This is a genomic window from Thiomonas sp. FB-6 (assembly GCF_000377645.1).
Taxonomy (GTDB): Bacteria; Pseudomonadota; Gammaproteobacteria; order Burkholderiales; family Burkholderiaceae_C; genus Thiomonas_A.
On sequence record NZ_KB898471.1, the window covers coordinates 511,671 to 532,906 of the forward strand.

General features: G+C 69.9%; 19 protein-coding genes. 10 read left to right on the top strand and 9 right to left on the bottom strand.

Annotated features, from left to right (window positions below; genetic code table 11):
• Positions 1-39: 39 nt before the first annotated feature.
• Positions 40-1,641 carry an AMP-binding protein gene (locus D466_RS0102355; protein WP_018912091.1) on the bottom strand — a complete coding sequence of 534 codons (1,602 nt, stop codon included), beginning with the start codon at positions 1,639-1,641 and terminating at the stop codon, positions 40-42.
• A gap of 300 nt (positions 1,642-1,941) precedes the next feature.
• Between D466_RS0102355 and D466_RS20320 the strand changes: the two genes are divergently transcribed.
• The 3 genes from D466_RS20320 to D466_RS0102370 all read left to right on the top strand — a co-directional run bounded on the left by D466_RS20320 (position 1,942) and on the right by D466_RS0102370 (position 5,799).
• Complete coding sequence (locus D466_RS20320; protein ID WP_018912092.1) at positions 1,942-2,754, top strand: IclR family transcriptional regulator; 813 nt, start codon at positions 1,942-1,944, stop codon at positions 2,752-2,754.
• A 69-nt stretch (positions 2,755-2,823) separates the two neighbouring features.
• Positions 2,824-4,257 (top strand): aldehyde dehydrogenase family protein, encoded by a 1,434-nt coding sequence (locus D466_RS0102365; protein ID WP_018912093.1) that lies wholly within the window; start codon positions 2,824-2,826, stop codon positions 4,255-4,257.
• A gap of 48 nt (positions 4,258-4,305) precedes the next feature.
• On the top strand, positions 4,306-5,799 hold the full coding sequence (locus D466_RS0102370) for a PLP-dependent aminotransferase family protein (RefSeq protein ID WP_018912094.1): 1,494 nt from the start codon (positions 4,306-4,308) through the stop codon (positions 5,797-5,799).
• A 167-nt stretch (positions 5,800-5,966) separates the two neighbouring features.
• Here D466_RS0102370 and D466_RS0102375 read toward each other — a convergent pair whose 3' ends face one another.
• From D466_RS0102375 to D466_RS0102390, 4 genes are read right to left on the bottom strand one after another with little or no spacing between them, the layout of a single operon-like run.
• Positions 5,967-6,704, bottom strand: coding sequence for an ABC transporter ATP-binding protein (locus D466_RS0102375; RefSeq protein ID WP_018912095.1), 738 nt, complete (start codon positions 6,702-6,704; stop codon positions 5,967-5,969).
• A gap of 52 nt (positions 6,705-6,756) precedes the next feature.
• The gene (locus D466_RS0102380; protein WP_018912096.1) at positions 6,757-7,776 is read right to left on the bottom strand and encodes an ABC transporter substrate-binding protein; all 1,020 of its coding nucleotides are present in this window, start codon (positions 7,774-7,776) and stop codon (positions 6,757-6,759) included.
• A gap of 58 nt (positions 7,777-7,834) precedes the next feature.
• On the bottom strand, positions 7,835-8,686 hold the full coding sequence (locus tag D466_RS0102385; RefSeq protein WP_018912097.1) for an ABC transporter permease: 852 nt from the start codon (positions 8,684-8,686) through the stop codon (positions 7,835-7,837).
• 14 nt (positions 8,687-8,700) lie between these two features.
• Positions 8,701-9,078, bottom strand: a complete 378-nt coding sequence (locus D466_RS0102390; protein WP_038164768.1) for a nuclear transport factor 2 family protein — start codon at positions 9,076-9,078, stop codon at positions 8,701-8,703.
• A gap of 383 nt (positions 9,079-9,461) precedes the next feature.
• On the opposite strand from D466_RS0102390, the gene D466_RS0102395 reads away from it, so the two are divergent.
• Positions 9,462-10,889, top strand: coding sequence for an FAD-binding oxidoreductase (locus tag D466_RS0102395; RefSeq protein WP_018912099.1), 1,428 nt, complete (start codon positions 9,462-9,464; stop codon positions 10,887-10,889).
• A 110-nt stretch (positions 10,890-10,999) separates the two neighbouring features.
• Here the strand turns inward: D466_RS0102395 and D466_RS0102400 are convergent, their stop codons facing one another.
• Positions 11,000-12,346 (bottom strand): MFS transporter, encoded by a 1,347-nt coding sequence (locus D466_RS0102400; RefSeq protein WP_231385647.1) that lies wholly within the window; start codon positions 12,344-12,346, stop codon positions 11,000-11,002.
• A 275-nt stretch (positions 12,347-12,621) separates the two neighbouring features.
• Here D466_RS0102400 and D466_RS0102405 point away from each other — a divergent pair, with 275 nt between their 5' ends.
• The 3 genes from D466_RS0102405 to D466_RS20325 are packed head-to-tail and all read left to right on the top strand — an operon-like array spanning position 12,622 to position 15,138.
• Complete coding sequence (locus D466_RS0102405) at positions 12,622-13,938, top strand: lipoprotein-releasing ABC transporter permease subunit (protein ID WP_018912101.1); 1,317 nt, start codon at positions 12,622-12,624, stop codon at positions 13,936-13,938.
• Between the two features lie 46 nt (positions 13,939-13,984).
• On the top strand, positions 13,985-14,569 hold the full coding sequence (locus tag D466_RS0102410) for a DUF4337 domain-containing protein (RefSeq protein ID WP_018912102.1): 585 nt from the start codon (positions 13,985-13,987) through the stop codon (positions 14,567-14,569).
• Positions 14,566-15,138 carry a phosphatase PAP2 family protein gene (locus D466_RS20325; RefSeq protein WP_018912103.1) on the top strand — a complete coding sequence of 191 codons (573 nt, stop codon included), beginning with the start codon at positions 14,566-14,568 and terminating at the stop codon, positions 15,136-15,138. The genes D466_RS0102410 and D466_RS20325 overlap by 4 nt, the downstream gene beginning before the upstream one ends.
• A 22-nt stretch (positions 15,139-15,160) precedes the next feature.
• On the opposite strand, the gene D466_RS0102420 is transcribed toward D466_RS20325, so the two are convergent.
• On the bottom strand, positions 15,161-16,804 hold the full coding sequence (locus D466_RS0102420) for an isovaleryl-CoA dehydrogenase (protein ID WP_018912104.1): 1,644 nt from the start codon (positions 16,802-16,804) through the stop codon (positions 15,161-15,163).
• Between the two features lie 284 nt (positions 16,805-17,088).
• Between D466_RS0102420 and minC the strand changes: the two genes are divergently transcribed.
• From minC to minE, 3 genes are all read left to right on the top strand, one after another.
• Complete coding sequence (gene minC / locus D466_RS0102425) at positions 17,089-17,820, top strand: septum site-determining protein MinC (protein WP_018912105.1); 732 nt, start codon at positions 17,089-17,091, stop codon at positions 17,818-17,820.
• 80 nt (positions 17,821-17,900) lie between these two features.
• On the top strand, positions 17,901-18,713 hold the full coding sequence (gene minD / locus D466_RS0102430) for a septum site-determining protein MinD (protein WP_018912106.1): 813 nt from the start codon (positions 17,901-17,903) through the stop codon (positions 18,711-18,713).
• 14 nt (positions 18,714-18,727) lie between these two features.
• A complete protein-coding gene (minE, locus tag D466_RS0102435) occupies positions 18,728-18,979 on the top strand; it encodes a cell division topological specificity factor MinE (RefSeq protein ID WP_018912107.1) in 252 nt (83 codons plus the stop codon).
• 123 nt (positions 18,980-19,102) lie between these two features.
• Here the strand turns inward: minE and rfbD are convergent, their stop codons facing one another.
• Together rfbD and rfbB are read right to left on the bottom strand one after the other, a co-directional pair.
• Positions 19,103-20,029: a dTDP-4-dehydrorhamnose reductase gene (gene rfbD, locus D466_RS0102440; RefSeq protein WP_018912108.1), complete on the bottom strand. Its 927-nt coding sequence runs from the start codon at positions 20,027-20,029 to the stop codon at positions 19,103-19,105.
• Positions 20,026-21,072, bottom strand: coding sequence for a dTDP-glucose 4,6-dehydratase (rfbB, locus tag D466_RS0102445; RefSeq protein WP_018912109.1), 1,047 nt, complete (start codon positions 21,070-21,072; stop codon positions 20,026-20,028). The genes rfbD and rfbB overlap by 4 nt, the downstream gene beginning before the upstream one ends.
• Positions 21,073-21,236 lie beyond the last annotated feature (164 nt).

Consider the following 21,236-nt stretch of genomic DNA (forward strand, 5'->3'; position numbering starts at 1 on the left):
TGATACCCCGACAACGGCCGGCGCCGGCCCGGCTCCGGATCAGGCGGGTTGCAGGCGTAGCGAGCGACGCACTGCCTCCGCCGGAAGTTCGGTGAGTTTCAAGCGCTGGATCTTTCCCGAAGGTCCGCGCGGAAGATCGTCGACGATGTGGCAGGCCCTGGGCATCTTGTACCGACCCAGATGCTGCAGGCAATGCTCGCGCAGCTCCTGCTCCTCCAGCCCCGCCCCGGGCCGCAGCACCAGGTAGGCCTCGATATTCTGACCGTAATTGCTGTCCTTCACACCCACGGCGGCGGCCTCCAGCACCGAGGCATGCTTGAGCAAGGCTTCATCGATCTCGCGCGGCGCGATGTTCTCGCCGCCCTTGATGATCAGTTCCTTCGCGCGTCCCGTGATGAAGTAATAGCCGTCGGCGTCGCGGTAGCCGAGGTCGCCGGTGCGGAACCAGCCGTCGGCGGTGAAGGCCTTGGTGGTCTCCTGGGGATTCTTCAGGTATCCGCGCATGACGTTGCCGCCGCGCAGCTGGATCTCGCCCACCTCGCCGTCGCCCAGCACGGCGCCGTCGGCCCCGGCCACGCGGGCCTCGGTGCCCGAGGGGCGCCCGATGCTGCCGATCTTGCGCAGTTCGCGCTGCACGGGATTGCTGAACGAAGGGGCGGCGGTCTCCGTCAGCCCCATGGTCTCGATGATGTCCACGCCGAAGCGCTGCTCGAAGGCGCGATGGTGCTCGGGCGGCAGCGCCGCCGACGCGGAACGGCAGAAGCGGATGCCGGAGAGTTCGCGCGGCCCGAGTTCGGGCGGAGCCGACTGGATCAGGTAGGCGATGATGGTCGGCACCGCGTTCACCCACGTGCAGCGGGTTTGCAGCGCGTCGCGCCAGAAGCTCGAGGCCGAGAAACGCGCCGGCATGGCCAGTGAACCGCCGTGGGTCAGCGGCGTGACCAGGTTCACCACCAGTGCGTTGATGTGGTACAGGGGCAGCGGCGCGAGGCCGCGGTCGGCCGGACCCAGCCGGTGCTCGCGGCTGATGTTCACCCCGTTGGCGCACAGATTGCCGTGGCTGAGCAGCACGCCCTTGGGCGTGCCGGTGGTGCCGGAGGTGTACATCAGCAGCGCGGCGTCGTCCAGCTCCGGAGGCCGCGCCGGCTGGCGCGCCACGCCGCGCGCGCGCTCCAGCCAGCCGGCGTCGCCGATCACCTCGATGTGCAGCTCGCGCGAGGCCTGCGCCGCCAGGCTGCGCAGCAGGCTTTCGTGCTCGGGCACCGTCAGCACCAGGCGCGTCTCGCTGTGCTCGAGGATGTAGGCCAGTTGCGCGGGCTGCGACAACAGGTTGATGGGATTGACCACCATGCCCTGGTACATCGTGGCCAGGATCAGCATCGCCGCTTCCAGCCCGTTGGGCATGAACAGCGAGACCACGTCGCCCTGCGCCAGGCCATGGGAGGCGAAATACGCGCCGAGTTCCGCGCACACGCGCTGCACCTCGGCGAACGAGAGTTCGCGCCCGCTGTCCGTGGCCACGAAATAGATGGCTCCAGGATCGCGTTCGGCATTCGTGTCCACGAGGGACTGGATGCTGCACAACTGGCCGTTCTCGGCGGGCAGCAGGGCTTGGGCGAAAGGGCTCTCGGGACGGTTCATGGAAGCTGTGGCCGGTTCGGCATCGCGTGTTCGCCCCTGCCCGCGTGCCGCCTGGAAAACCGGCTGCTGCGGGGGGCGTGTCGGCAATTTAGGGAAAAAATGCCAACGAACAGTCCCGTTTTTCGCAATCGATCGACAATTGAAGCGCCGTGATGTTTCGATGCGTTTTTCGGGACGATTCCAGGCCGATTTCCGCTCCGAGAACTGGATACAGTTCAGTCCATGGCCTGCGCGTGGGCTTTGCGCGCTCGCCTTTCGCCGCCCGAACCCCCACCGCCTGCCGTGTCCAGCCGAACAGCCATGACCTCGAACCAGTCCAACGCCGCGGCGGTGCGCGCATTTCGCGTGCTCGAGCTGCTCAGCACCGCCGAATCCATGAGCCTGATGCAGATCTCCGAAGGCCTGCAGTTGCCCAAGCAGACGGTGCACCGCATCCTCAAGACCCTCGGCGCCGCGCAGCTGGTGGTGCGCAATCTCGACGGCCAGGGCTACGAATGCGGGCCGCGAGTGCGCCAGATGAGCGTGTCGGCCCTGATGCACACGGGCCCGGCGACGGCGCGCCGCGCGGTGCTGCGCAAGCTGGGCGAAAGCCTGGGCGAGACGGTGAACCTGACGGCGCTGGACGGCGACCTCATCGTCTACCTCGACCGCGTGGAGACCGACTCTCCGCTGCGCATGCACCTGCAGCCCGGCTCGCACGTGCCGCTGCATTGCACCTCCAGCGGCAAGCTGCTTCTCAGCCTGCAGCCCGCGGCGATGCGCAACCGCATCGTCGACTCGCTGCCGCTGCGCAAGATGACCGAGCACACCATCACCGACGTGGCGCGCCTGCGCCAGGAACTGGCCGACACGCGCCGCCGGCGCATCGGCATGAACGATCAGGAATTCATCCAGGGCATGGTGTCGATCGCCGTGCCGGTGATGCGCGACGCCTATCGCGCATGGGGCGCGGTGGCCGTGCAGGCCCCACTGGCCCGCCATGACATCGAGGCGCTTCTGCGCCATGTGCCGGCCATGCGCGAAGCCGCCGACGCCATCGCCGAGATGGTGCCCCCGTCGTCGCGCAAGGCACGCGCGCCGGCCCAGGAACCCGCCACCGACGAGGCCGCCTGAGCCCGTGGATCGGCTTTCCACGGCCCCGGCTTCCGCGCTTCCCTTCACCCCAGCATCGAGGATTTCCGCATGGACATGAAGACTTCCCCTTCTCCCGAGCACGACGGCGTGCGCCGCCAGGTGGCCGAATGCGTGGCGCGCGCCCGCGCCGCGCAACGCGTGTACGACGGCTTCGACCAGGAACGCGTCGACGAGGTGGTGCTGGCCGCCGGCTGGGCCATCATGGAGCCGGCGCGCAACCGCGCGCTGGCCGAGCTCGCCGTCGCCGACACCGGCCTGGGCAACGTCGAGGACAAGGTGATCAAGAATCACCGCAAGACCCTCGGGCTGCTGCGCGACCTGCGCGGCGCGAAGTCGGTGGGCGTGATCTCCGAGGACAAGGCCAAGGGGGTGATCGAGATCGCGCGCCCGATCGGCGTGGTCGGCGCCGTGACGCCGTCGACCAACCCCGGCGCGACCCCGGCCAACAAGATCATCAACGCGCTCAAGGGGCGCAACGCCGTCATCCTGGCGCCGTCGCCCAAGGGCCACGGCACCAGCACCCTGCTGCTGCGCTACATCCACGAGGAGCTCGACCGCGTGGGCGCCCCGCGCGACCTGGTGCAGCAGCTGGCGGCTCCGGTGAGCAAGGCGGCCACGCAGGAGCTGATGCGCCAGGTGGACCTGGTGGTGGTCACCGGCTCGCAGAACAACGTGCGCGCGGCCTATGAAAGCGGCACCCCGGCGATCGGCGTCGGCGCGGGCAACGTTTCGGTGATCGTCGACGAGACGGCCGATCCGGCGCAGGCGGCCGAGAAGATCCGGCGCTCCAAGACCTTCGACAACGCCACCAGTTGCTCCTCCGAGAACAGCGTGGTGATCGTCGAGGCCGTGTACCAGCGCATGCTCGACGCGTTGCGCGAGCAGGGAGGCGTGCTGCTGGACGCGGCCCAGAAGCAGCGCCTGCAGCAGACCATGTGGCCCGCCGGCAAGCTGTCGGCCGCGGTGACCGCCAAGGCCGCGCCGGTGATCGCCGCGCTGGCCGGGCTGCACGGCCCGGCTTTCGACAGCGCGCGCTTCCTCATGGTGGAGGAGACCGGCACCGGCGAGCAGCACCCCTTCTCGGGCGAAAAGCTCTCCCCGGTGCTGACGGTGTATCGCGCGCGCGATTTCGAGCACGCGCAGGACATCGTGCGGGCCATCTACGCCTACGAGGGCGCGGGCCATTCCATCGGGCTGCACTCGCAACGTCCGCAGCGCGCGCTGCACCTGGGACTGGTGATGCCGGCCTGCCGCATCATCGTGAATCAGGCGCACTGCTTCGCCACCGGCGGCAGCTTCGACAACGGACTGCCCTTCTCGCTGTCCATGGGTTGCGGCAGCTGGGGGCGCAACAGCATCTCTGATAACCTGAACTACAAGCACTATCTCAACATCACGCGCGTCGCCGCCCCGTGCACGCCGGACGAGCCGAGCATGGACGACATGTTCGGCGCGTACCGCAGGCGCCACGGGCTCGCCTGAGCCCGGGGCCGCCGCACGCGGCGCGGCCGCGCCGCGTGCCGCCGCCCGATGAACCAGCGCACCAACACCCTGCTGTGGAAACAGCTGCTGCAACGCAGCGCACGCAGCAACCTGAGCCTGCAGGGCCAGATCCGCGAAATGCTGGTGTCGGCCATCCTCGACGGCCTGATCGAGCCGGGGAGGCCCGTGCCCTCCGGACGCGAACTGGCCGAACAGCTGGGCGTGGCGCGCAACACCGTGGTGCTGGCCTACAAGCAGCTGGCCGACGAGGGCTACCTGCTGTCGCGCCAGCGCAGCGGGCACTTCGTGAACGCCGAATTCGTGGCCGGGCTGCGCGCGCACGGGCCGGGCGCGGAGGACAGCGGCGCGGCCTCCGCCCCCATCGACTGGGATAGCCGCCTGCGCCTGCGACCCACCCGCCAGCGCAGCATCCACAAGCCGGCCGACTGGCAGAAGTACCCCTACCCTTTCCTGTACGGGCAGTTCGACGCCTCGCTGTTTCCCACCGCCAACTGGCGCGAATGCTGCCTCAAGGCGCTGTCCGTGCTGGACATCCGCGACTGGGCTCCCGACCACATCAACCGCGACGACGAGACCCTGGTGCAGCAGATCCGCACCCGCGTGCTGCCGCGCCGCGGCGTGTGGGCTCAGGCGGACGAGATCGTGGTCACGGTGGGAGCCCAGCACGCCCTGTACATGGTGGCCGACCTGCTGCTGGGCGAGCACAGCACGCTGGCGCTGGAGAACCCGGGCTACCCCGACGCGCGCAACATCTTCGCCGCGCGCACCTCGCGTCTGCTGCCCATCGACGTGGACGCCGACGGCCTGCCGGTGGACCAGCGCCTGCACGGGGCCGACTACCTGTACGTCACGCCCAGCCATCAGTGCCCCACCGGCGTGACCATGCCGCTGGAACGCCGGCAAAGTCTGCTGCACTGGGCCGAGCGCAACGACCTGATCATCATCGAGGACGATTTCGAGAGCGAGAACCGCTTCGGCGGCGAGCCCATTCCGGCGCTCAAGAGCCTGGACCACAAGCATCGCGTGATCTACATCGGCAGTCTGTCCAAGAGCTGGGCGCCGGGGCTGCGCCTGGGCTACATCGTCGCTCCGGCGCCGCTGGCCCGCGAGTTCCGCGCGCTGCGCCGCCTGATGCTGCGCCACCCCTCGACCTTCGTGCAGCGGGCCTTCGCGCTGTTCCTGTCCCTGGGCCACCACGACGCCCAGTTGCGGCGCATCGCCATGGCCCAGCAGCAGCGCAGCCAGGCCGTGCTGCGGGCGCTGGCCGAGCACCTGCCGCAATGCGAAGTCACCCCGGTGATCGGCGGCGGCTCGTGCTGGCTGCGCCTTCCCGACGGCATCGACACCATCGAGCTGGCGCGTCGCGCCGCCGAGCAAGGCGTGCTGCTGGAGTCCGGCGACGTGTTCTTCTTCCAGCAACCCGCCCCCGGATCCTTCCTGCGCCTGGGCTGGCAATCGATCCCCGACAAGGCCATCGAACCCGGAATCGCACTGCTGGGCAAAACCCTACAAAGCCTGTAAGCCCCGAGGCCGCCGAACGCAGCTACGCTTCCCACCTGAAAGCCCTGGCTACCGCGACACGGCTCCAATGTCAGGAGCACTCCCGCCGCAGGGCCGCCCCAAGGCGGGGTGCGTCCCCCCTGGGGGGACGGAGCGGGGGCCGCCCCCCGCGACGGAGGGGGCCCACGTCAATGCGCCAGGATGCCCATGGCCTGCTTTTTCAGCTCCAGGAACTGGGGCTCGAAGCTGGTCTCGGGCGTGCGCGGGCGCTCGAGCTCGATGGGCACGTCCAGCGCCACCCGGCCCGGGCGCGCCGACAGCACCACCAGGCGCGTGCCCAGGAAGATCGCCTCGTCGATGTCATGGGTGATGAACACGATGGTGCAGCGCAGCTTCTCCCACAGCGAGGTGAGGAAGGACTGCATGGACGCGCGGGTCTGCGCGTCCAGCGCGCCGAAGGGCTCGTCCATCAACAGAACCTTGGGCTTCATCACCAGCGCGCGGGCGATGGCCACGCGCTGCTGCATGCCCCCGGACAGCTCGTAGGGCTTGTGGCGCGCGAAACCTTCCAGGCCGATGATGCCCAGGATCTCGGCACTCTCGCGCCGGCGCTGCTCGCGCCGCATGCCCTGCAGTTCCAGCCCGAACTCGATGTTGTCCTGCACGTTCAGCCAGGGGTACAGGCCCGCCTGCTGGAACACCACCACGCGGTCGGCGCCGGGGCGGCTCTTGACCTCCCCGTCGATGTAGATGGACCCGCGCGACGGCGTGGTCAGGCCCGCCAGCAGGTGCAGCAGCGTGGTCTTGCCGCAACCCGAGGATCCGAGCACGGTGACGAACTCGCCGCCCTGGAACTGCAGGTTGATGTTCTCCAGCGCGGTGGTGGCGCCGAAGGTCTTGTACAGGGAATCGATGACGATGTTCACGTGCCTGTCCTCGGCGGGGCGGCGCTCGCCGCCCCGCGGTTGAAACGCCGGGTCAATGCGCGAGGTGCTCGGAGTACTGCGGGGCGACGTTGTCGGCGAAGCTCGCCGGCACCTGCTGGATACGCCCGATCTGCTGCAACACCTTGGCCGTGTTGACCAGGGTCATGTAGGTGGCCGAGGTCTTCACGCCCGCGCCCTGGCCCATGCCCTTGGGCGAACTCTGGTCGGCGCCGGAGAACAGCTCGTAGCCGGCCAGTTCCTTGCGCGCCACCGGCACCGTCACGCCGGTCTGGCGCGCCATGTCGGCGATCGCCTGCTCGGTGTCCTTGCGGGTGATCTGGTAGCCCTCGTCCATGGCCGCCACGAAACCGCGCACCAGCGCCGGGTGCGCGGCCGCCCACTTGGAATCGGCGATGCACACGTTGTAGCTCGAGGCCGTGCGCGGCAGGTCGCCGTCGGTCTTGAGCACCTTGCCTCCGGCGGCCTGCAGCGCGCTGAACACGGGATCCCAGACGATGGCCGCGTCGATCGCGCCGGTCACCCAGGAGGTGCGCATCTGCGGCGGGGCCATGTTGATCTGGGTCACCGAGTCGTAGGCCACGTGCGCCTCGGCGAGGAAGGTGGCCAGCTCGAAGGAGGCCTGGGAGCCGGCGACGATGGCGATCTTCTTGCCCTTCAGGCCGGCCACCGTGGTGATGCCGCTGCCGGGCTTGACCACGATGCCCGCGGCCGTGGTGTAGCGCTCCTGGTTGTACACGATGGTCATCGGCAGGCCCTGCGCGATCGCCGTGACCAGCGGCGGCACGCCCAGGCCGCACATGAAGGTCAGGCTGTTCGAGGCCAGCGCGCTCATCGCCGCGGGGCCGGAACTGAACATCTTGTACTCCACCTTGGCATGCATGTCCTTCTCGAACAGGTGCCGGGCCATGGACACCATGTAGGGATCGGCGCCGTTGTTCTCGTAGCCGATGATCACGTCGGGCTTGTCGGCCGCCATGGCCGCCATCGGGACCAGGCCTGCTGCCAGGGTGCAGGCGGCGAGCGCGCCGCGCATCCAGGATCGCTTGTTCATGTGCTCTCTCCTGCGTTGGGGGATGTACTCGAAGCCCTGCGGGCCGTGGATGAAAATGTCAGTTGTGCCCGCGCCAGGGCACGACCAGGCTTTCGATCTTGCGGATCACCAGTTCCATCGCGTAGCCGATGAGCCCGATGACCACGATGCCGACGATGACGATGCTGACCTGCAGCGCCTGCCCGGCGAACTGCACCAGCCAGCCCAGGCCGCTGCTGGCGGCGATCAGCTCGGCCGCCACCAGGCAGGTCCAGGCCACGCCGATGCCCACGCGCATGGCGGTGAAGATCTCCGGCATCGCCGACGGCAGGATCACCTTGCGGAAGATCTGCGCGTTGCTCGCGCCCAGCGTGCGCGCCACCGACACGCGCAGCGGCGGCGTGCTCTTCACCCCCGAGATGGTGCCGATGATGATCACCGGGATCGTGCCCACCAGGATCAGGATGGCCTTGGGAAGCTCGCCGATGCCGAACCACACCACCAGCAGCGGGATGTAGGCCAGCGGCGGCACCGGGCGCACGAACTGCAGCAAGGGATCGACGATGTCGAACACCACCTTGTTGCGCGACATCAGCAGGCCCACCGGGACGCCGATGACGATGGCGCCGACGAAGCCGATCAGGATGCGAAAACAGCTGATGCCGATGTCGGCGCTCAGCGACTGTCCGCCGTAGCCCTGGCGCACGATGGCCACGAAGGCCTTCCACACCGCCACCGGCGAAGGCAGCGCGAAGGGAGGGAACACCCCCGCGACGGCCACCAGCTGCCAGGCGACCAGCGCGCCCAGCAGCACCAGCACGGTGATCCACTGCGGCGCGAGTTTCAGGCGCGCCCTGCGCTCGGGGCGGGCGGGAGGGGGCGGCGCGGAAACGTTCATGTTCTGGCCTCGCGGTTCGGGGATCGCACTCATGGAAGGGGCCTCCGTCAGCGAGCGGGGATGCGTTCCTTGCGGAACGCGTTCTTCACCGCGATGCGGCCGCCGGCGAAGGTGAACACGTCGACCATGCGGGCCTCGATGCGCACACCGTCGGCGCGCGTGCCGCGGAAGGTGGACTCGGTGACTCCGCGCTCGCCGCATACGAAATGCACCGGGTCCAGCCAGGCGGCGTCGGGAAAGGTCTTCCAGGCCAGTTCGAAGCCGGCACGCACCTCGTCGCGGCCGCGGAAACTGCGGCCGAGCACGTCCGGGCCGCCCACCGCATGGAATACGCAGTCGTCCGCCATGAAGCTCATCAATGCTTCGAGATCATGCGCATTCCACGCGTCTGAAAATGCCTGGAGAGTATCTACGGTCGGACTCATATTCAACGGCTCTGCGGTTTTGACGATGGCTTCGGTTTTTTCAATATAGTGATGCGCCGCCTCGCCTGTGTAGATCCAGTTCATCGCTTTTGATTGGTCCAGATCGGCGGCCGGGACTCTGCTCCGTGGGAGCCTCGGCTTTCGTTCAGGAATCGCGGGTTTCTACCCCTCTGGAAAACCCGGATGGTTCCGTGTCCGGACGGCTTCGCACCACGATTGTGCATCGCGCAAAATCGGTGGACGATTATGGTGCGGCGCACGCACCGAATCTGGACCACCATTTTGGTGCGATCTGGATCCATGCCCGCCCAAAATCGGAATCTATCATGGCTCGTAAATCTCTTGGTTCCACGAGTTTCCTTGAATCCCCGGGCACGACTCCCATGAATGTCTCCGCCGAAACCGAAGCGCGCTCCGCGCAGCAGCCCTACGACCCCCGCTACGACCCCCTGGTGAACGCCACGCCCGGACAGGGCAGGGACTACGCGCCCACCTACTGGGTCGGGACGGCCGGGCCCCCTCCGGCCGACGACGGCCCGGTGCGCGGCGACCTGGACGTCGACGTGGCCGTTGTCGGCTCGGGCTTCACCGGGCTGTCCGCCGCGCTGTTCCTGGCGCGCGAGCACGGCATCCGCGCCACCGTGCTGGAAGCCAACCAGACCGCCTGGGGCTGCACCAGCCGCAACGGCGGCCAGGGCCAGAACGCCAGCGGCCGCCTGTACCGCTCGCAATGGATCGCACGCTGGGGGCGCGACGTGGCCGTGCGCCTGGACCGGGAGATCCGCGAGGGCTTCGAGACCTTCAAGTCCCTGGTGGCCGAATTTCCCGAGTGCGAACCCCAGCCGGGCGGGCATCTGTACATCGCGCACCGGGACAAGAAGATGGACTTCCTGCGCAACGAGGCGCAGGTCATGCGCGAGGTGTTCGGCTACGACACCCGCATGCTCAGCCGCGCCGAGGTGCACGAGCGCTACGTGCGCGACGCCGAATGCAGCGGCGCGCTGCACGAGCCCGACGGCATCGGCGTGCATCCGCTGAAACTGGCCTTCGCCTACCAGCGCGCCGCGCGCGCGCTGGGCGTGCGCATCCACACCGCCAGCCCGGTCCAGCGTTTCGAGGGCGCCAAGGGCCGCTACCTGCTGCACACACCGGGCGGCGTGGTGCGCGCGCGCGCGGTGGCCTTCGCGACGGGCGGCTACACCAGCAACGCGCTGCACCCGCGCCTGCGCAACAAGATCCTGCCCATCCTGTCGAACTCGCTGGTCACGCGCGTGCTGAGCGACGACGAGATCGAGGCCACGGGATTCCGCACCCACGAGGTGATCACCGACACGCGCACGCTGCGCTTCTACTACCGCCTGCTGCCCGACCGCCGGGTGCAGATCGGCAGCCGCAGTTCGATCACCGGCGCCGACGCGCCCCATCCCCGGCACCTGCAACTGCTCATCGGCGGACTGCATCGCAAGTTCCCCGCGCTGCGCGGAATCGACATCGACTATTCGTGGTGGGGATGGGTGGACGTCAGCCACGACATGATGCCGCGCATCACCCAGCCCGACCCCGCCGAACAGGTGTTCTACGCCCTGGGCTACGGCGGCAACGGCGTGTCCTTCTCGGCCCATGCCGGGCGCCGCCTGGCCCAGCGCGTGGCCGGCAAGGCGCCGCCGGTGCTGGACCTGCCGATCTACGCCGGCGAGCTCGAGTACCCCAACGCCTTCGACCTCGTGCGCTCGCCGCTGCTGGCGCCCATGCGCCGGTTGGGCCAGCGCTTCCTGTACCGCTGGTACTACCTGCGCGACGAAAGGCTTTGAACCCCGCGCCGGCTCCAGGCCGGCATGCGAAGGCCCCGGCGCCTTGACGACGCCGGGGCCTTTTTCGCATCGGCCCGCGGGGCGGGCCGTCCCTGCTCGCCCGCGCGGCCTCAGGCGCGCTGCGCATCCTCGCGGGAGATGCCCCGCATCAGGCTCACGGACACCAGGCTGACCAGCGACACCACGACCATGTAGCCGGCCACCAGCCAGGGCTTGCCATGGCCCACACCGATCAGCGCGGTGGCGATCAGCGGCGTCAGGCCGCTGGCGAAGATGCCGGAGAACTGGTAGGCGAAGGACACCCCGGTGTAGCGCACGTGGGCGTCGAACTGGCTGGCGAACAGCGAGGACTCGGGCCCGTAGACCATCGGGTAGCCCAGGCTGAAGGGGATGATCAGGCCCAGCAGCACGACGCCGTAGTTGTGCGCGCCCCAGTTGTGCATGATCCAGAAGGACAGCACCGTGGACACCGCGATGAACACCGTGCCGATGGAGAAGATCCGGCGCAGCCCGAAGCGGTCCGCGGCCCAGCCCGACAGCACGATGAAGGGCAGCATCAGGGCCGAGGAGATGATCACCGCGGTGAGCGCGTCGCCGCGGGTCAGGCCCAGCGAATGGGTGATGTAGTAGATGCTGAACACGCCGAAGGTGTTGAAGCAGGCGCCCTCGACGTAGCGCGCGCCCAGGGTCAGCAGCACCTCGCGCTTGAAGTCGCGGAACATCACCGCCACCGGCACCGGCACGATGCGCTTTTCCCGCTGGGCGCGTTCGAAGTCCGGCGTTTCCAGGATCTTCAGGCGCACGTACAGGCCGATGGCCACGAGCAGTCCGCTCATGAAAAAGGCCACGCGCCAGCCCCAGCTGATGAAGGCGCTGTCCGGCAGCAGGTTGAGCACGGCCACCACCGCGGCACTGCTCATCAGGCCCAGGGGAACGCCCAGCTGCGGCCAGCTGCCGTACAGCGCGCGCTTGCCCGGGCTGGCGTGCTCGATGGTCATGAGCACCGCGCCGCCCCATTCGCCGCCGATGCCGATGCCCTGCAGCACGCGCAGCACCAGCAGCAACAGCGGAGCGGCCACGCCCACCGCCGCGGTGGTGGGCAGCGCGCCGATCAGGAAGGTCGAGCCCCCCATGATCAGCATGGTCAGGACCAGGATGGTCTTGCGTCCGATGCGGTCGCCGAAATGCCCGAAGATGATGCCGCCGATGGGCCTGGACAGGAAACCCACCGCGAAGGTGGTGTAGGCGGCGATGGTGCCGATCACCGGCGACAGGTTGGGGAAGAACAGGCGGTTGAGCACCAGTGGCGTGAGCACGCCGTAGAGGAAGAAGTCGTACCACTCGATGGTCGTTCCCAGCGTGCTGGCGAACACGATCAGGGCCTTGCTGGTGCTCGGCGCGGCCAGGCCAGGGGATGCCCCGGGATCGGGCATGGCCCGCGATGGTGATGCGCTCATGGTGTCTCCTCGACGAAAGGGCGTTGGGGCTGCACTGCTGCTGCGCCCCGGCCTGGCGGCCGGGACTCGGCACGGAACCCGCGGGCCGACGGCCGACGCGAATTGTTTTTTAAAAAATGAGACGTTTTGTTCCGTAGACGCCACTATATGCGCCGCCCGTCCGGACCACAACGTTCCACACATCGGGATTTGCCCTAGCTACGACGCGCGCGCCACCGTCCGCGTGCCCCCCGCGCCGGGCCCGCCCGCGGGCAACACGCATACACTGCTCGCCCATGTCCGCCCCCCCCGTTCCCGCCGGTTCGCCCCTGCCCGCACCGCCGCCCGCGCCCTCGGCCTGGCCTTTCGAACTGCTGATCGGCTGGCGCTACACGCGCGCCGGCCGGCGAACCCGGCACAACGGTTTCATCTCCTTCATCTCCTTCATCTCGGTGGCGGGCATCGCGCTGGGCGTGGCCGCGCTGATCGTGGTCATCTCGGTCATGAACGGCTTCCAGGAACAGGTGCGCGACCGCATGCTGGGCGTGATTCCCCACGTGCAGGTGCTCAGCGCCGACGGCGGCTCGCTGGGGCCGGACTGGCAGGCCCTGGCCGCGCGCCTGCGCCGCGACCCGCAGGTCACCGGCCTCGCCCCGGTGGTGCAGGGACAGGCCCTGCTGGCCCAGGGCAATTCCCTGTTCGGCGTGCTGGCCTGGGGGGTCGAGCCCCGGCTGGAGCCCCAGGTCTCGAGCATCGCCTCGCACATGGTCGCCGGCTCGCTGGACGCGCTGCGCCCCGGTGAATTCGGCGTGGTGCTGGGCGAGGACCTGGCACAGCGCCTGGGCGTGGGCGTGGGCGATCTGGTCACCATGGTCGTGCCCAGCGGCTCGCTGACCCCGGCGGGCATGATCCCGCGCCTGCGCAGCCTGCGCGTGGTCGGCGTGTTCCGCATCGGCCACTACGAATACGACTCCAGCCTGGCCCTGCTGGACCTGCGCGACGCCTCGCGCCTGTTCCTCACCCAGGGCCCCACCGGGCTGCGCCTGCAGACCCGCTCCATCGACGACGCGCCGGCGGTCGCCCAGCAACTGCAGGCGATGCTTCCGCCCAACCTGGTCGCGCAGCCCTGGACCGCGCAGAACCGCACCTGGTTCGAGGCGGTGGTGATCGAGAAGCGCATGATGTTCATCATCCTGGCGATGATCGTCGCGGTGGCCGCGTTCAACCTCGTGTCCACGCTGGTGATGACGGTCACCGACAAGCAATCGGACATCGCCATCCTGCGCACCCAGGGCGCCAGCCCGCGCTCGATCATGGGCATCTTCGTGGTGCAGGGGGCCGTCACCGGAGTGTTCGGCGTGCTCTCCGGCGTGGCCCTGGGCCTGCTCATCGCCTTCAACGTGGACCCCATCGTCTCCTTCCTGGAATGGCTGTTCCACACCCAGTTCCTGCCCAGCAGCGTGTACCTGATCCACACCATGCCCAGCGATCCGCGCCTGGGCGACGTGCTGAGCATCACCCTGATCGCGCTGGGCCTGAGCCTGCTGGCCACGCTGTACCCGAGCTGGCGCGCCTCGCGCGTGCAACCCGCGGCCGCGCTGCGCTACGAATGAACCCGGCGCCGAGCGCGCCCCCGCCCCGAGACGAGGACCGAAGACCATGAGCGAGAACGGCGTTCACGCCCACGCCCCCCACGAGGAAATGCTGCACCACGCCGCGCAGGCCCATCCCTCCCGCCTGAACCAGTGGGTCGCGGTGTTCACCGCGGTGCTGGCGGCGCTGGGCGCGCTGGTCAGCTACCAGGGCTCGGTGCTCATGGAAGAGGTGCTGCTGAACAAGAACGAGGCGGTGCTGGAGAAGGCCCATGCGACCGACCAGTGGAACTACTACCAGGCGGTGAGCACCAAGCAGCACCTGATGGAGCTGTCGCGCGACCTGGCGCCGGCCGAACGGCGCCCCGCGATCGACGCCAAGATCGCCAAGTACGTGGCGCAGAAGGGCGAAATCGCGAAAAAGGCGCGTGAGCTCGACGCCGCCTCGGCCCACGCCAACGAACACTCGCTGCACCTGAGCCGCCCGCACGCGGCGATCCTGCGCGCCATCATCGCGCTGCAGATCGCCATTTCCCTGGCCTCGATCACGGCGCTGACCGGCAAGCGCTGGCTGTTCGGCATCGCCGCGCTCAGCGCGCTCGCCGGCGTCGGCCTGTGGATCGCCGCGCTGGGCTGGAAGGTGCTGGCGTGAACGGCCCCTGGTGGTATGCCTGGGGCGGGCTCAACCAGCGCCTGTTCCTGGACGTCAACCACGCCGGATCGGGGTGGCTGTGGAACCACCTGGCCGCCTGGGGCACGCTGGCGGGCGACCATCTGTACTACCCGCTGTGGGCCGCGCTCGCGCTGGCCCTGGCGCACAAGCGTCCTCAGTTGCTGGACCCGCGCGCGGTGCTGTGCTTCCTGATCGCCTACCTGTTCGACTGGCTGTTCGTGGCCTCGATCAAGCCCTGGCTGGATTTCCCGCGCCCGCCCCTGGTGCTGGGTCTGGGCGCCGTGCACGTGATCGGTCGCCCCGAGCTGTACCACAGCTTTCCCTCGGGCCACAGCGCCTTCGCCTTCACCGCCATGGCCAGCATGCTGCCGGGCGCGCACTGGAGCCTGCGCGGGCTGCTGGTGGCCTACGCGCTCTGGGTCGCATGGTCGCGCATGGCGGTGGGCGCGCATTTCCCGGCGGACGTGCTGGGAGGGGCGCTGATCGGCGTGTTCTCGGCCTGGCTGGCAACCCACGTGCTGGAGTGGACCGGCTACGGCCGGCGCTGAAGCCGCCGCACGGCCCTTCCCGTCAATCCATGGGCCAGGCGCGGCGCAGCAGCGCGTCGGCCTGGCCGATGGGCACGCCGACGCCGAACACCCGCCCGCCCGCCCCGCGCAGGCGGGTGTCGACGAAGGCGTCGGCCACGGCCTGCGGCGCGTGCGCGCTCAGCAGCGCGGCCTGCACCAGCAGCACCAGTTGCTGCGCCAGCTGGCGCGCCAGCGAGGCGTCGTGCAGCGCCTGCGCGCACAGCAGCTCGAAGTCGCGCAACGCCTGTGCCGGCAGCGTGCCGGCGCGCGCCAGCCATTCGCGCAGCGCGGCACCGGCCTCCGGCTCCGTGCGCAGGGCGCGCAGCAGGTCCAGCACCACCACGTTGCCGCTGCCCTCCCAGATGGAATTCACCGGCGCCTCGCGCAGCAGGCGCGGCAGCGCCGACTCCTCCACGTAGCCGTTGCCCCCCAGCACTTCCATGCACTCGGCCAGGGCCTGCACCGCGCGCTTGCACACCCAGAACTTGGCGGCCGGGGTCAGAATGCGCTGCAGGGCGCCTGCCAGCGGGTCCGCGCCGGCGTGCTCGTAGGCCCAGGCCAGGCGCAACGCCAGCGTGGTGGCCGCCTCGCTCTCCAGCACGAGGTCGACCAGCACGGCCTGCATCGCGGCATGCGCCTGCAGCGCCTGGCCGAAGGCGCGCCGCCGCCTGGCGTGGTGCAGCGCGGCCACCAGGCCCGCGCGCAGCAGCGCGGCGGAACCCAGCACGTTGTCCATGCGCGTGGAGTGGGCCATGCGCAGCACGGTGGCGATGCCGCGCCCGGGTTCGCCGATCATCAGGCCCCAGGCGTCCTCGAACTCCACCTCCGCGCTGGCGTTGGAACGGTTGCCCATCTTGTCTTTCAGGCGCTGCAGGCGCAGCGCGTTGCGCCGGCCGTCGGGCGTCCAGCGCGGCACGTAGAAACAGCTGGGCGCGGCACCGGGCTCGCGCGCCAGCACCAGGTGCGCGTCGGACTGGGGCGCCGAGAAGAACCACTTGTGCCCGCGCAGCGCGTAGGCGCGGCCGCGCCCGGGCGCCTCCAGGGCACGCGCCTGGGTGCTCAGCGCGCGCAGGTCCGAGCCTCCCTGCTTCTCGGTCAGGCCCATGCCGACCAGCATGCCGCGCTTGGCCGGCAAGGGCGCGTCGGCGGGGTCGTACTCGGCGCTCAGCACATGCCCCTGCACGCTGTCCCACAGTTGCGGCTCGGCGCGCAGCAGCGGCACCGATGCGAAGGTCATGGTGGTCGGGCACAGCGTGCCCGCCTCCACCTGCCCCTGAAGCACGAAGGCCGCGGCGCGCGCGACGAAGGCGCCGGGACGCGCCTGCAGCCAGGGCGAACAATGCAGGCCGCGGCGCCAGATGCCCTGCATGAGTTCGTGCCACGCCGGATGAAACCGCAGCTGGTCGACCCGCCGCCCCTGGGCATCGTAGGCGTGCAACTCGGGCGGGTGGGCATTGGCCAGGCATGCGAGTTCGGCCTGGCGCGCCTGGCCCAGCTCGGCGCCGATGCCGTGCAGCGCATCGTCGGCCCAGGCCGCGCCTTCGCGCAGCACCGCCTCGCGCAGCGCCTGGTCGGCATCGAAGAGGTTGTGCTCGGGAGGGGGGTCGACCACGTTGTCGACCTCGTGGGTGGTCCAGTCCTGCATCGCGGTACGGCGGGCCCGCCTGCGCGGCCCCGCGGATCCGGCGGCAATGGCCGCGGTTGCCTTCGCGTTATAGGCCCGCCTGTGCGGCCGGGCAAGCACGCGGCCAAGTACCATACGCGGGGTCGGGCCCCTTCGAGCCCTCAACCTGCCCCCATCGCCCCCTTCGAGCCAGCGTTGCGCACCGTGATTTCGCCGCCCCGCCCCGAGTCGACCCCAACCCCGCGGGCAGCGGGCTGCAAGCAGCCCGGCCCCCCGCATGCCGCCGGCCTGCCGGCCCGCCGCCCATGACGGCGCGCAAATCCCCGCTGTTCGACCTGCGCGCCGGCGCCGTCGAGGCGCTGCAGCTCAGTCCGCGCAGCGCAGACCCGGGCGCGCTGCGCGAGGCGCTGGAACAGCACCTGGCCGGCTCGCCCGACTTTTTCCGCGGCGAGGCGCTGGTCATCGACCTGAGCCGCCTGCCCGAAGGTCATGCGCTGGACGTGGACGCGCTGGCCGACTGGCTGGCCGAGCGCGGGCTGCGTCCGCTGGGCCTGCTCGCCGGCGCCGGCGAGGCGCCGGCCACGCGCCTGCCGCTGCTGCACGGGCGGGCGCGGCCGGCGGCCGACGCCGCCCCGCAGCCCTCCGGCGCGGCCGTGCCGGCCGCCGAAGCCGCGAAGGCCGCTGCCGCGCCTGCCGCGGGTGCGTCGACCGTGCTGGTCGACCGGCCGCTGCGCTCGGGCCAGCGCGTGTACTCGGCCGGCGACGTGATCGTGCTGGACGCGGTCAGCCACGGCGCGGAGATCATCGCCGGGGGCAACATCCACGTCTACGCGGCGCTGCGCGGGCGCGCACTGGCCGGCGCGCACGGCGACGCCGGCGCGCGCATCTTCTGCAGTTGCCTGGAGCCCGAACTGGTGGCCATCGCCGGCGTGTACCGCACCGCCGAGCAGCCCCTGCCGGCCGAGGTCGCGGGCAAGAGCGCGCAGGTGCTGCTCGAAGGCGACACGCTGCGCTTCGAGCCGCTACGCGGGCGCTGAGCCCCCAGGCAGCGAGCCGGAACTCCCGATCCATTCCCCCATTTCCCCAGCGGCCCTACTCCCATTCGTTTTCCGTCACCATGGCAAAAATCATCGTCGTCACCTCGGGCAAAGGCGGAGTCGGCAAGACCACGACCAGCGCGGCCTTCGCCTCCGGCCTGGCCCTGCGCGGGCACAAGACCGCGGTCATCGACTTCGACGTCGGCCTGCGCAACCTGGACCTGATCATGGGTTGCGAGCGCCGTGTGGTGTACGACTTCATCAACGTCATCCAGGGCGAGGCCAAGCTGAACCAGGCGCTGATCAAGGACAAGGTCTGCGACCAGCTGTTCGTGCTCCCCGCGTCGCAGACCCGCGACAAGGACGCATTGACCCCGGAAGGCGTGCAGAAGGTGCTGGAGGAACTCGACGCGATGGGCTTCACCTACATCGTCTGCGACAGCCCGGCGGGCATCGAGAGCGGCGCGCTGCTGGCCATGCACTTCGCCGACGAGGCGCTGATCGTCACCAACCCCGAGGTGTCCTCGGTGCGCGATTCCGACCGCATCCTGGGCATCCTGGGCTCCAAGACCCGGCGCGCCATCGAAGGGGGCGAGCCCATCCGCGAGCACCTGCTGATCACCCGCTACAACCCCCGGCGCGTCGCGGAGGGGGAGATGCTGTCCATCGACGACATCCAGGAAATCCTGCGCCTGAAGCTCATCGGCGTGGTGCCCGAGAGCGAGGCCGTGCTGCAGGCCTCGAACCAGGGCACCCCGGCCATCCACCTGGACGGCTCCGACGTGGCCAGCGCCTACCAGGACGTGATCGCGCGCTTCCTCGGCGAGGAGCGCCCCCTGCGCTTCACCGAGTACCAGAAGCCCGGTCTGTTCAAGCGCCTGTTCGGCCGGTGAGCAGGAGAATGCCCATGTCCATCCTGTCCTTCCTGCTGGGCGAGAAGAAGAAGACCGCGAGCATCGCCAAGGAACGCCTGCAGATCATCCTCGCCCACGAACGCGCCTCCGGCGCGCCGGCCGATTACCTGCCGGCGCTGCAACGCGACCTCATGGAGGTGATCTCGCGCTACGTGCGCATCGATCCCAACGACATCCAGGTCAAGCTCGAACGCCACGAGTCCCTCGAGGTGCTGGAGGTCAAGATCGAGATCCAGCAGTCCTGAGCGCCCCCAGGGCCGGGCTGCGCCCAGCCCGCCCCCCGTGGGGGTCAAGAAAACTTGGGGCGGCCCGGCGTTTTCTTGAGAGGCCACACCCGCGCCCGCGGGCCTGGGGTCCTGTCCCCTGGCTCAGAGCGCGTAGGCTTCGTCGAGCATGCGCTCGACCTGCGGCTGCCAGGGCGGCAGCCACACCCCCAGCCAGGCCTGCAGCGCCTGGCAGTCCAGGCGGGAATTGGCCGGGCGCGGCGCCGGCACCGGGTAGTCCGCGGTGCCGATGGCCTGCACGTCCGCGGCCCGGCAGCGCAGGCGCATGCCGCGGCGCTCGACATGCTCGAGCACATGACAGGCGTAACCGTGCCAGCTGGTGCTACCGCTGCTGCTCAGGTGGTACAGCCCGGCATTGGCGCGGGCGAGTTCCGGCTCGCGCAACAGGCGGTGCAGCGCCAGCGCGCTGAGGTCGGCGATCAGCTCCGCGGAGGTGGGCGCGCCCACCTGGTCGGCCACCACGCGCAAGGATTCGCGCTCGCCCGCCAGGCGCACCATGGTCTTGGCGAAATTCGCCCCCCGCGCCGCGAACACCCAGGACGTGCGCAGAATCAGGTGGGCGCAGCCGCTGGCGCGGATGGCCCGCTCGCCGTCGAGCTTGCTGCGCCCGTACACGCTCAGCGGGCGCGGCGCATCGTCCTCGCGCCAGGCCCGCGTGCCGCTGCCGTCGAACACGTAGTCGGTGGAATAGTGCAGCAGCCAGGCGCCGCTGGCCGCCGCGTAGTCGGCCAGCAGCGCCGGGCCTTCGGCGTTCACGCGCTGCGCCGCCTCCGGCTCGTCCTGCGCGCGGTCCACCGCGGTGTAGGCGGCGGCGTTGACCACCACCTGCGGACGCAGGCCGGACAGCAGCGCACGCAGCCCCGCGGCGTCGCCCAGGTCGGCCTGCGCGCGTCCCATGGGCACCAGTTCGCCCAGCGGCAGCAGCGCGCGGCGCAATTCCCAGCCGAGTTGCCCGTCGGCGCCCAGCAGCAGGATGCGCGGACTCCGGCCGGAGCGCAGCGCTGCGTTCACGGCAGGCTCGCCTCGCGGTAGCTGCCGTCGAGCACATGCGCCACCCAGTCCTCGCGTTCCAGGTACCAGCGCAGCGTGCGTTCCAGGCCGGCGGCGAAGTCCACCTGCGGGGCCCAGCCCAGTTCGGAGGCGATGCGCGAGCCGTCGATGGCATAGCGGCGGTCGTGCCCCGGACGATCGGCGACGAAGGCGATCTGCCCCGCATAGCTGGCCCCGTCGGCGCGCGGGCGCAGGGTATCCAGCAGGGAGCACAGGCGGCGCACCAGGTCGATGTTGCGCACCTCGTTGCGCCCGCCCACGTTGTAGCTGCGCCCGGGTTCTCCGCGCGCCAGCACGAGCTCGATGGCCCGGCAGTGGTCCTCCACGTACAGCCAGTCGCGCACATTGCTGCCGTCCCCGTACACCGGCAGGGGCTTGCCCGCCAGTGCATGGTGGATCATCAGCGGAATGAGTTTCTCCGGGAACTGGTAGGGCCCGTAGTTGTTCGAGCAGTTGGTGGTCAGCACCGGCAGCCCGTAGGTGTGGTGCCAGGCCCGCACCAGATGGTCGCTGGCCGCCTTGCTGGCCGCGTAGGGGCTGTTGGGCGCGTAGGCCGTGGTTTCGCGAAAGGGCGCGTCCTGCGGGCCCAGCGAGCCGAAGACCTCGTCGGTGGACACGTGCAGGAAGCGGAAGGCGCCCGCCTGCTCGCGCTCCAGGCCCGCGAGATGGGCGCGCGCGGCTTCCAGCAACTCGAAGGTGCCCTGCACGTTGGTGCGGATGAATTCGCCCGGCCCGTCGATGGAACGGTCCACGTGGCTTTCCGCGGCGAAATGCACCAGCGCGCGCGGCCGGTGCCTGCGCAGCAGTTCCTGCACCGCGGGCCGGTCGCAGATGTCCACGCGCGCGAAGCCCAGGCGGCTGTCGCCACGCAACTCGGCGAGGTTTTCCGGATTGCCGGCGTAGGTCAGCGCATCCAGCACCAGCAGCGGCTCGTCCTTGCGCCGCAGCCAGGAATGCACGAAATTGGCGCCGATGAACCCGGCCCCTCCGGTGACGAAGATCATGGGTGGGAAGTCGCTCTCGTTGGACGGCGGCGGCCTGCCGCGCCGCACATTCTAGAGTCCCCTGCCGCGCGGTCCGCCGGCCAAGCCGGCGGACCCGGTAGAATCCCCAGGTTTGGCGCGGGGGAAACCAAGCAGGTCCCTGAGAAGCACACGCCGACAAGCAC

Excerpts from the sequence above, each read along its gene's own strand:
- D466_RS0102365 (WP_018912093.1), top strand. The coding sequence starts at position 2,824 with ATGGACATGAAGACTTCCCCTTCTCCCGAGCACGACGGCGTGCGCCGC.
- D466_RS0102405 (WP_018912101.1), top strand. The coding sequence starts at position 12,622 with ATGTCCGCCCCCCCCGTTCCCGCCGGTTCGCCCCTGCCCGCACCGCCG.
- D466_RS0102395 (WP_018912099.1), top strand. The coding sequence starts at position 9,462 with ATGAATGTCTCCGCCGAAACCGAAGCGCGCTCCGCGCAGCAGCCCTAC.
- minE (WP_018912107.1), top strand. The coding sequence starts at position 18,728 with ATGTCCATCCTGTCCTTCCTGCTGGGCGAGAAGAAGAAGACCGCGAGC.
- D466_RS0102410 (WP_018912102.1), top strand. The coding sequence starts at position 13,985 with ATGAGCGAGAACGGCGTTCACGCCCACGCCCCCCACGAGGAAATGCTG.
- minC (WP_018912105.1), top strand. The coding sequence starts at position 17,089 with ATGACGGCGCGCAAATCCCCGCTGTTCGACCTGCGCGCCGGCGCCGTC.
- D466_RS0102370 (WP_018912094.1), top strand. The coding sequence starts at position 4,306 with ATGAACCAGCGCACCAACACCCTGCTGTGGAAACAGCTGCTGCAACGC.
- D466_RS20320 (WP_018912092.1), top strand. The coding sequence starts at position 1,942 with ATGACCTCGAACCAGTCCAACGCCGCGGCGGTGCGCGCATTTCGCGTG.
- D466_RS0102385 (WP_018912097.1), bottom strand. The coding sequence starts at position 8,686 with ATGAGTGCGATCCCCGAACCGCGAGGCCAGAACATGAACGTTTCCGCG.
- D466_RS0102400 (WP_231385647.1), bottom strand. The coding sequence starts at position 12,346 with ATGAGCGCATCACCATCGCGGGCCATGCCCGATCCCGGGGCATCCCCT.
- D466_RS0102420 (WP_018912104.1), bottom strand. The coding sequence starts at position 16,804 with ATGCAGGACTGGACCACCCACGAGGTCGACAACGTGGTCGACCCCCCT.
- D466_RS0102355 (WP_018912091.1), bottom strand. The coding sequence starts at position 1,641 with ATGAACCGTCCCGAGAGCCCTTTCGCCCAAGCCCTGCTGCCCGCCGAG.
- D466_RS0102380 (WP_018912096.1), bottom strand. The coding sequence starts at position 7,776 with ATGAACAAGCGATCCTGGATGCGCGGCGCGCTCGCCGCCTGCACCCTG.
- minD (WP_018912106.1), top strand. The coding sequence starts at position 17,901 with ATGGCAAAAATCATCGTCGTCACCTCGGGCAAAGGCGGAGTCGGCAAG.
- D466_RS0102390 (WP_038164768.1), bottom strand. The coding sequence starts at position 9,078 with ATGAGTCCGACCGTAGATACTCTCCAGGCATTTTCAGACGCGTGGAAT.
- rfbB (WP_018912109.1), bottom strand. The coding sequence starts at position 21,072 with ATGATCTTCGTCACCGGAGGGGCCGGGTTCATCGGCGCCAATTTCGTG.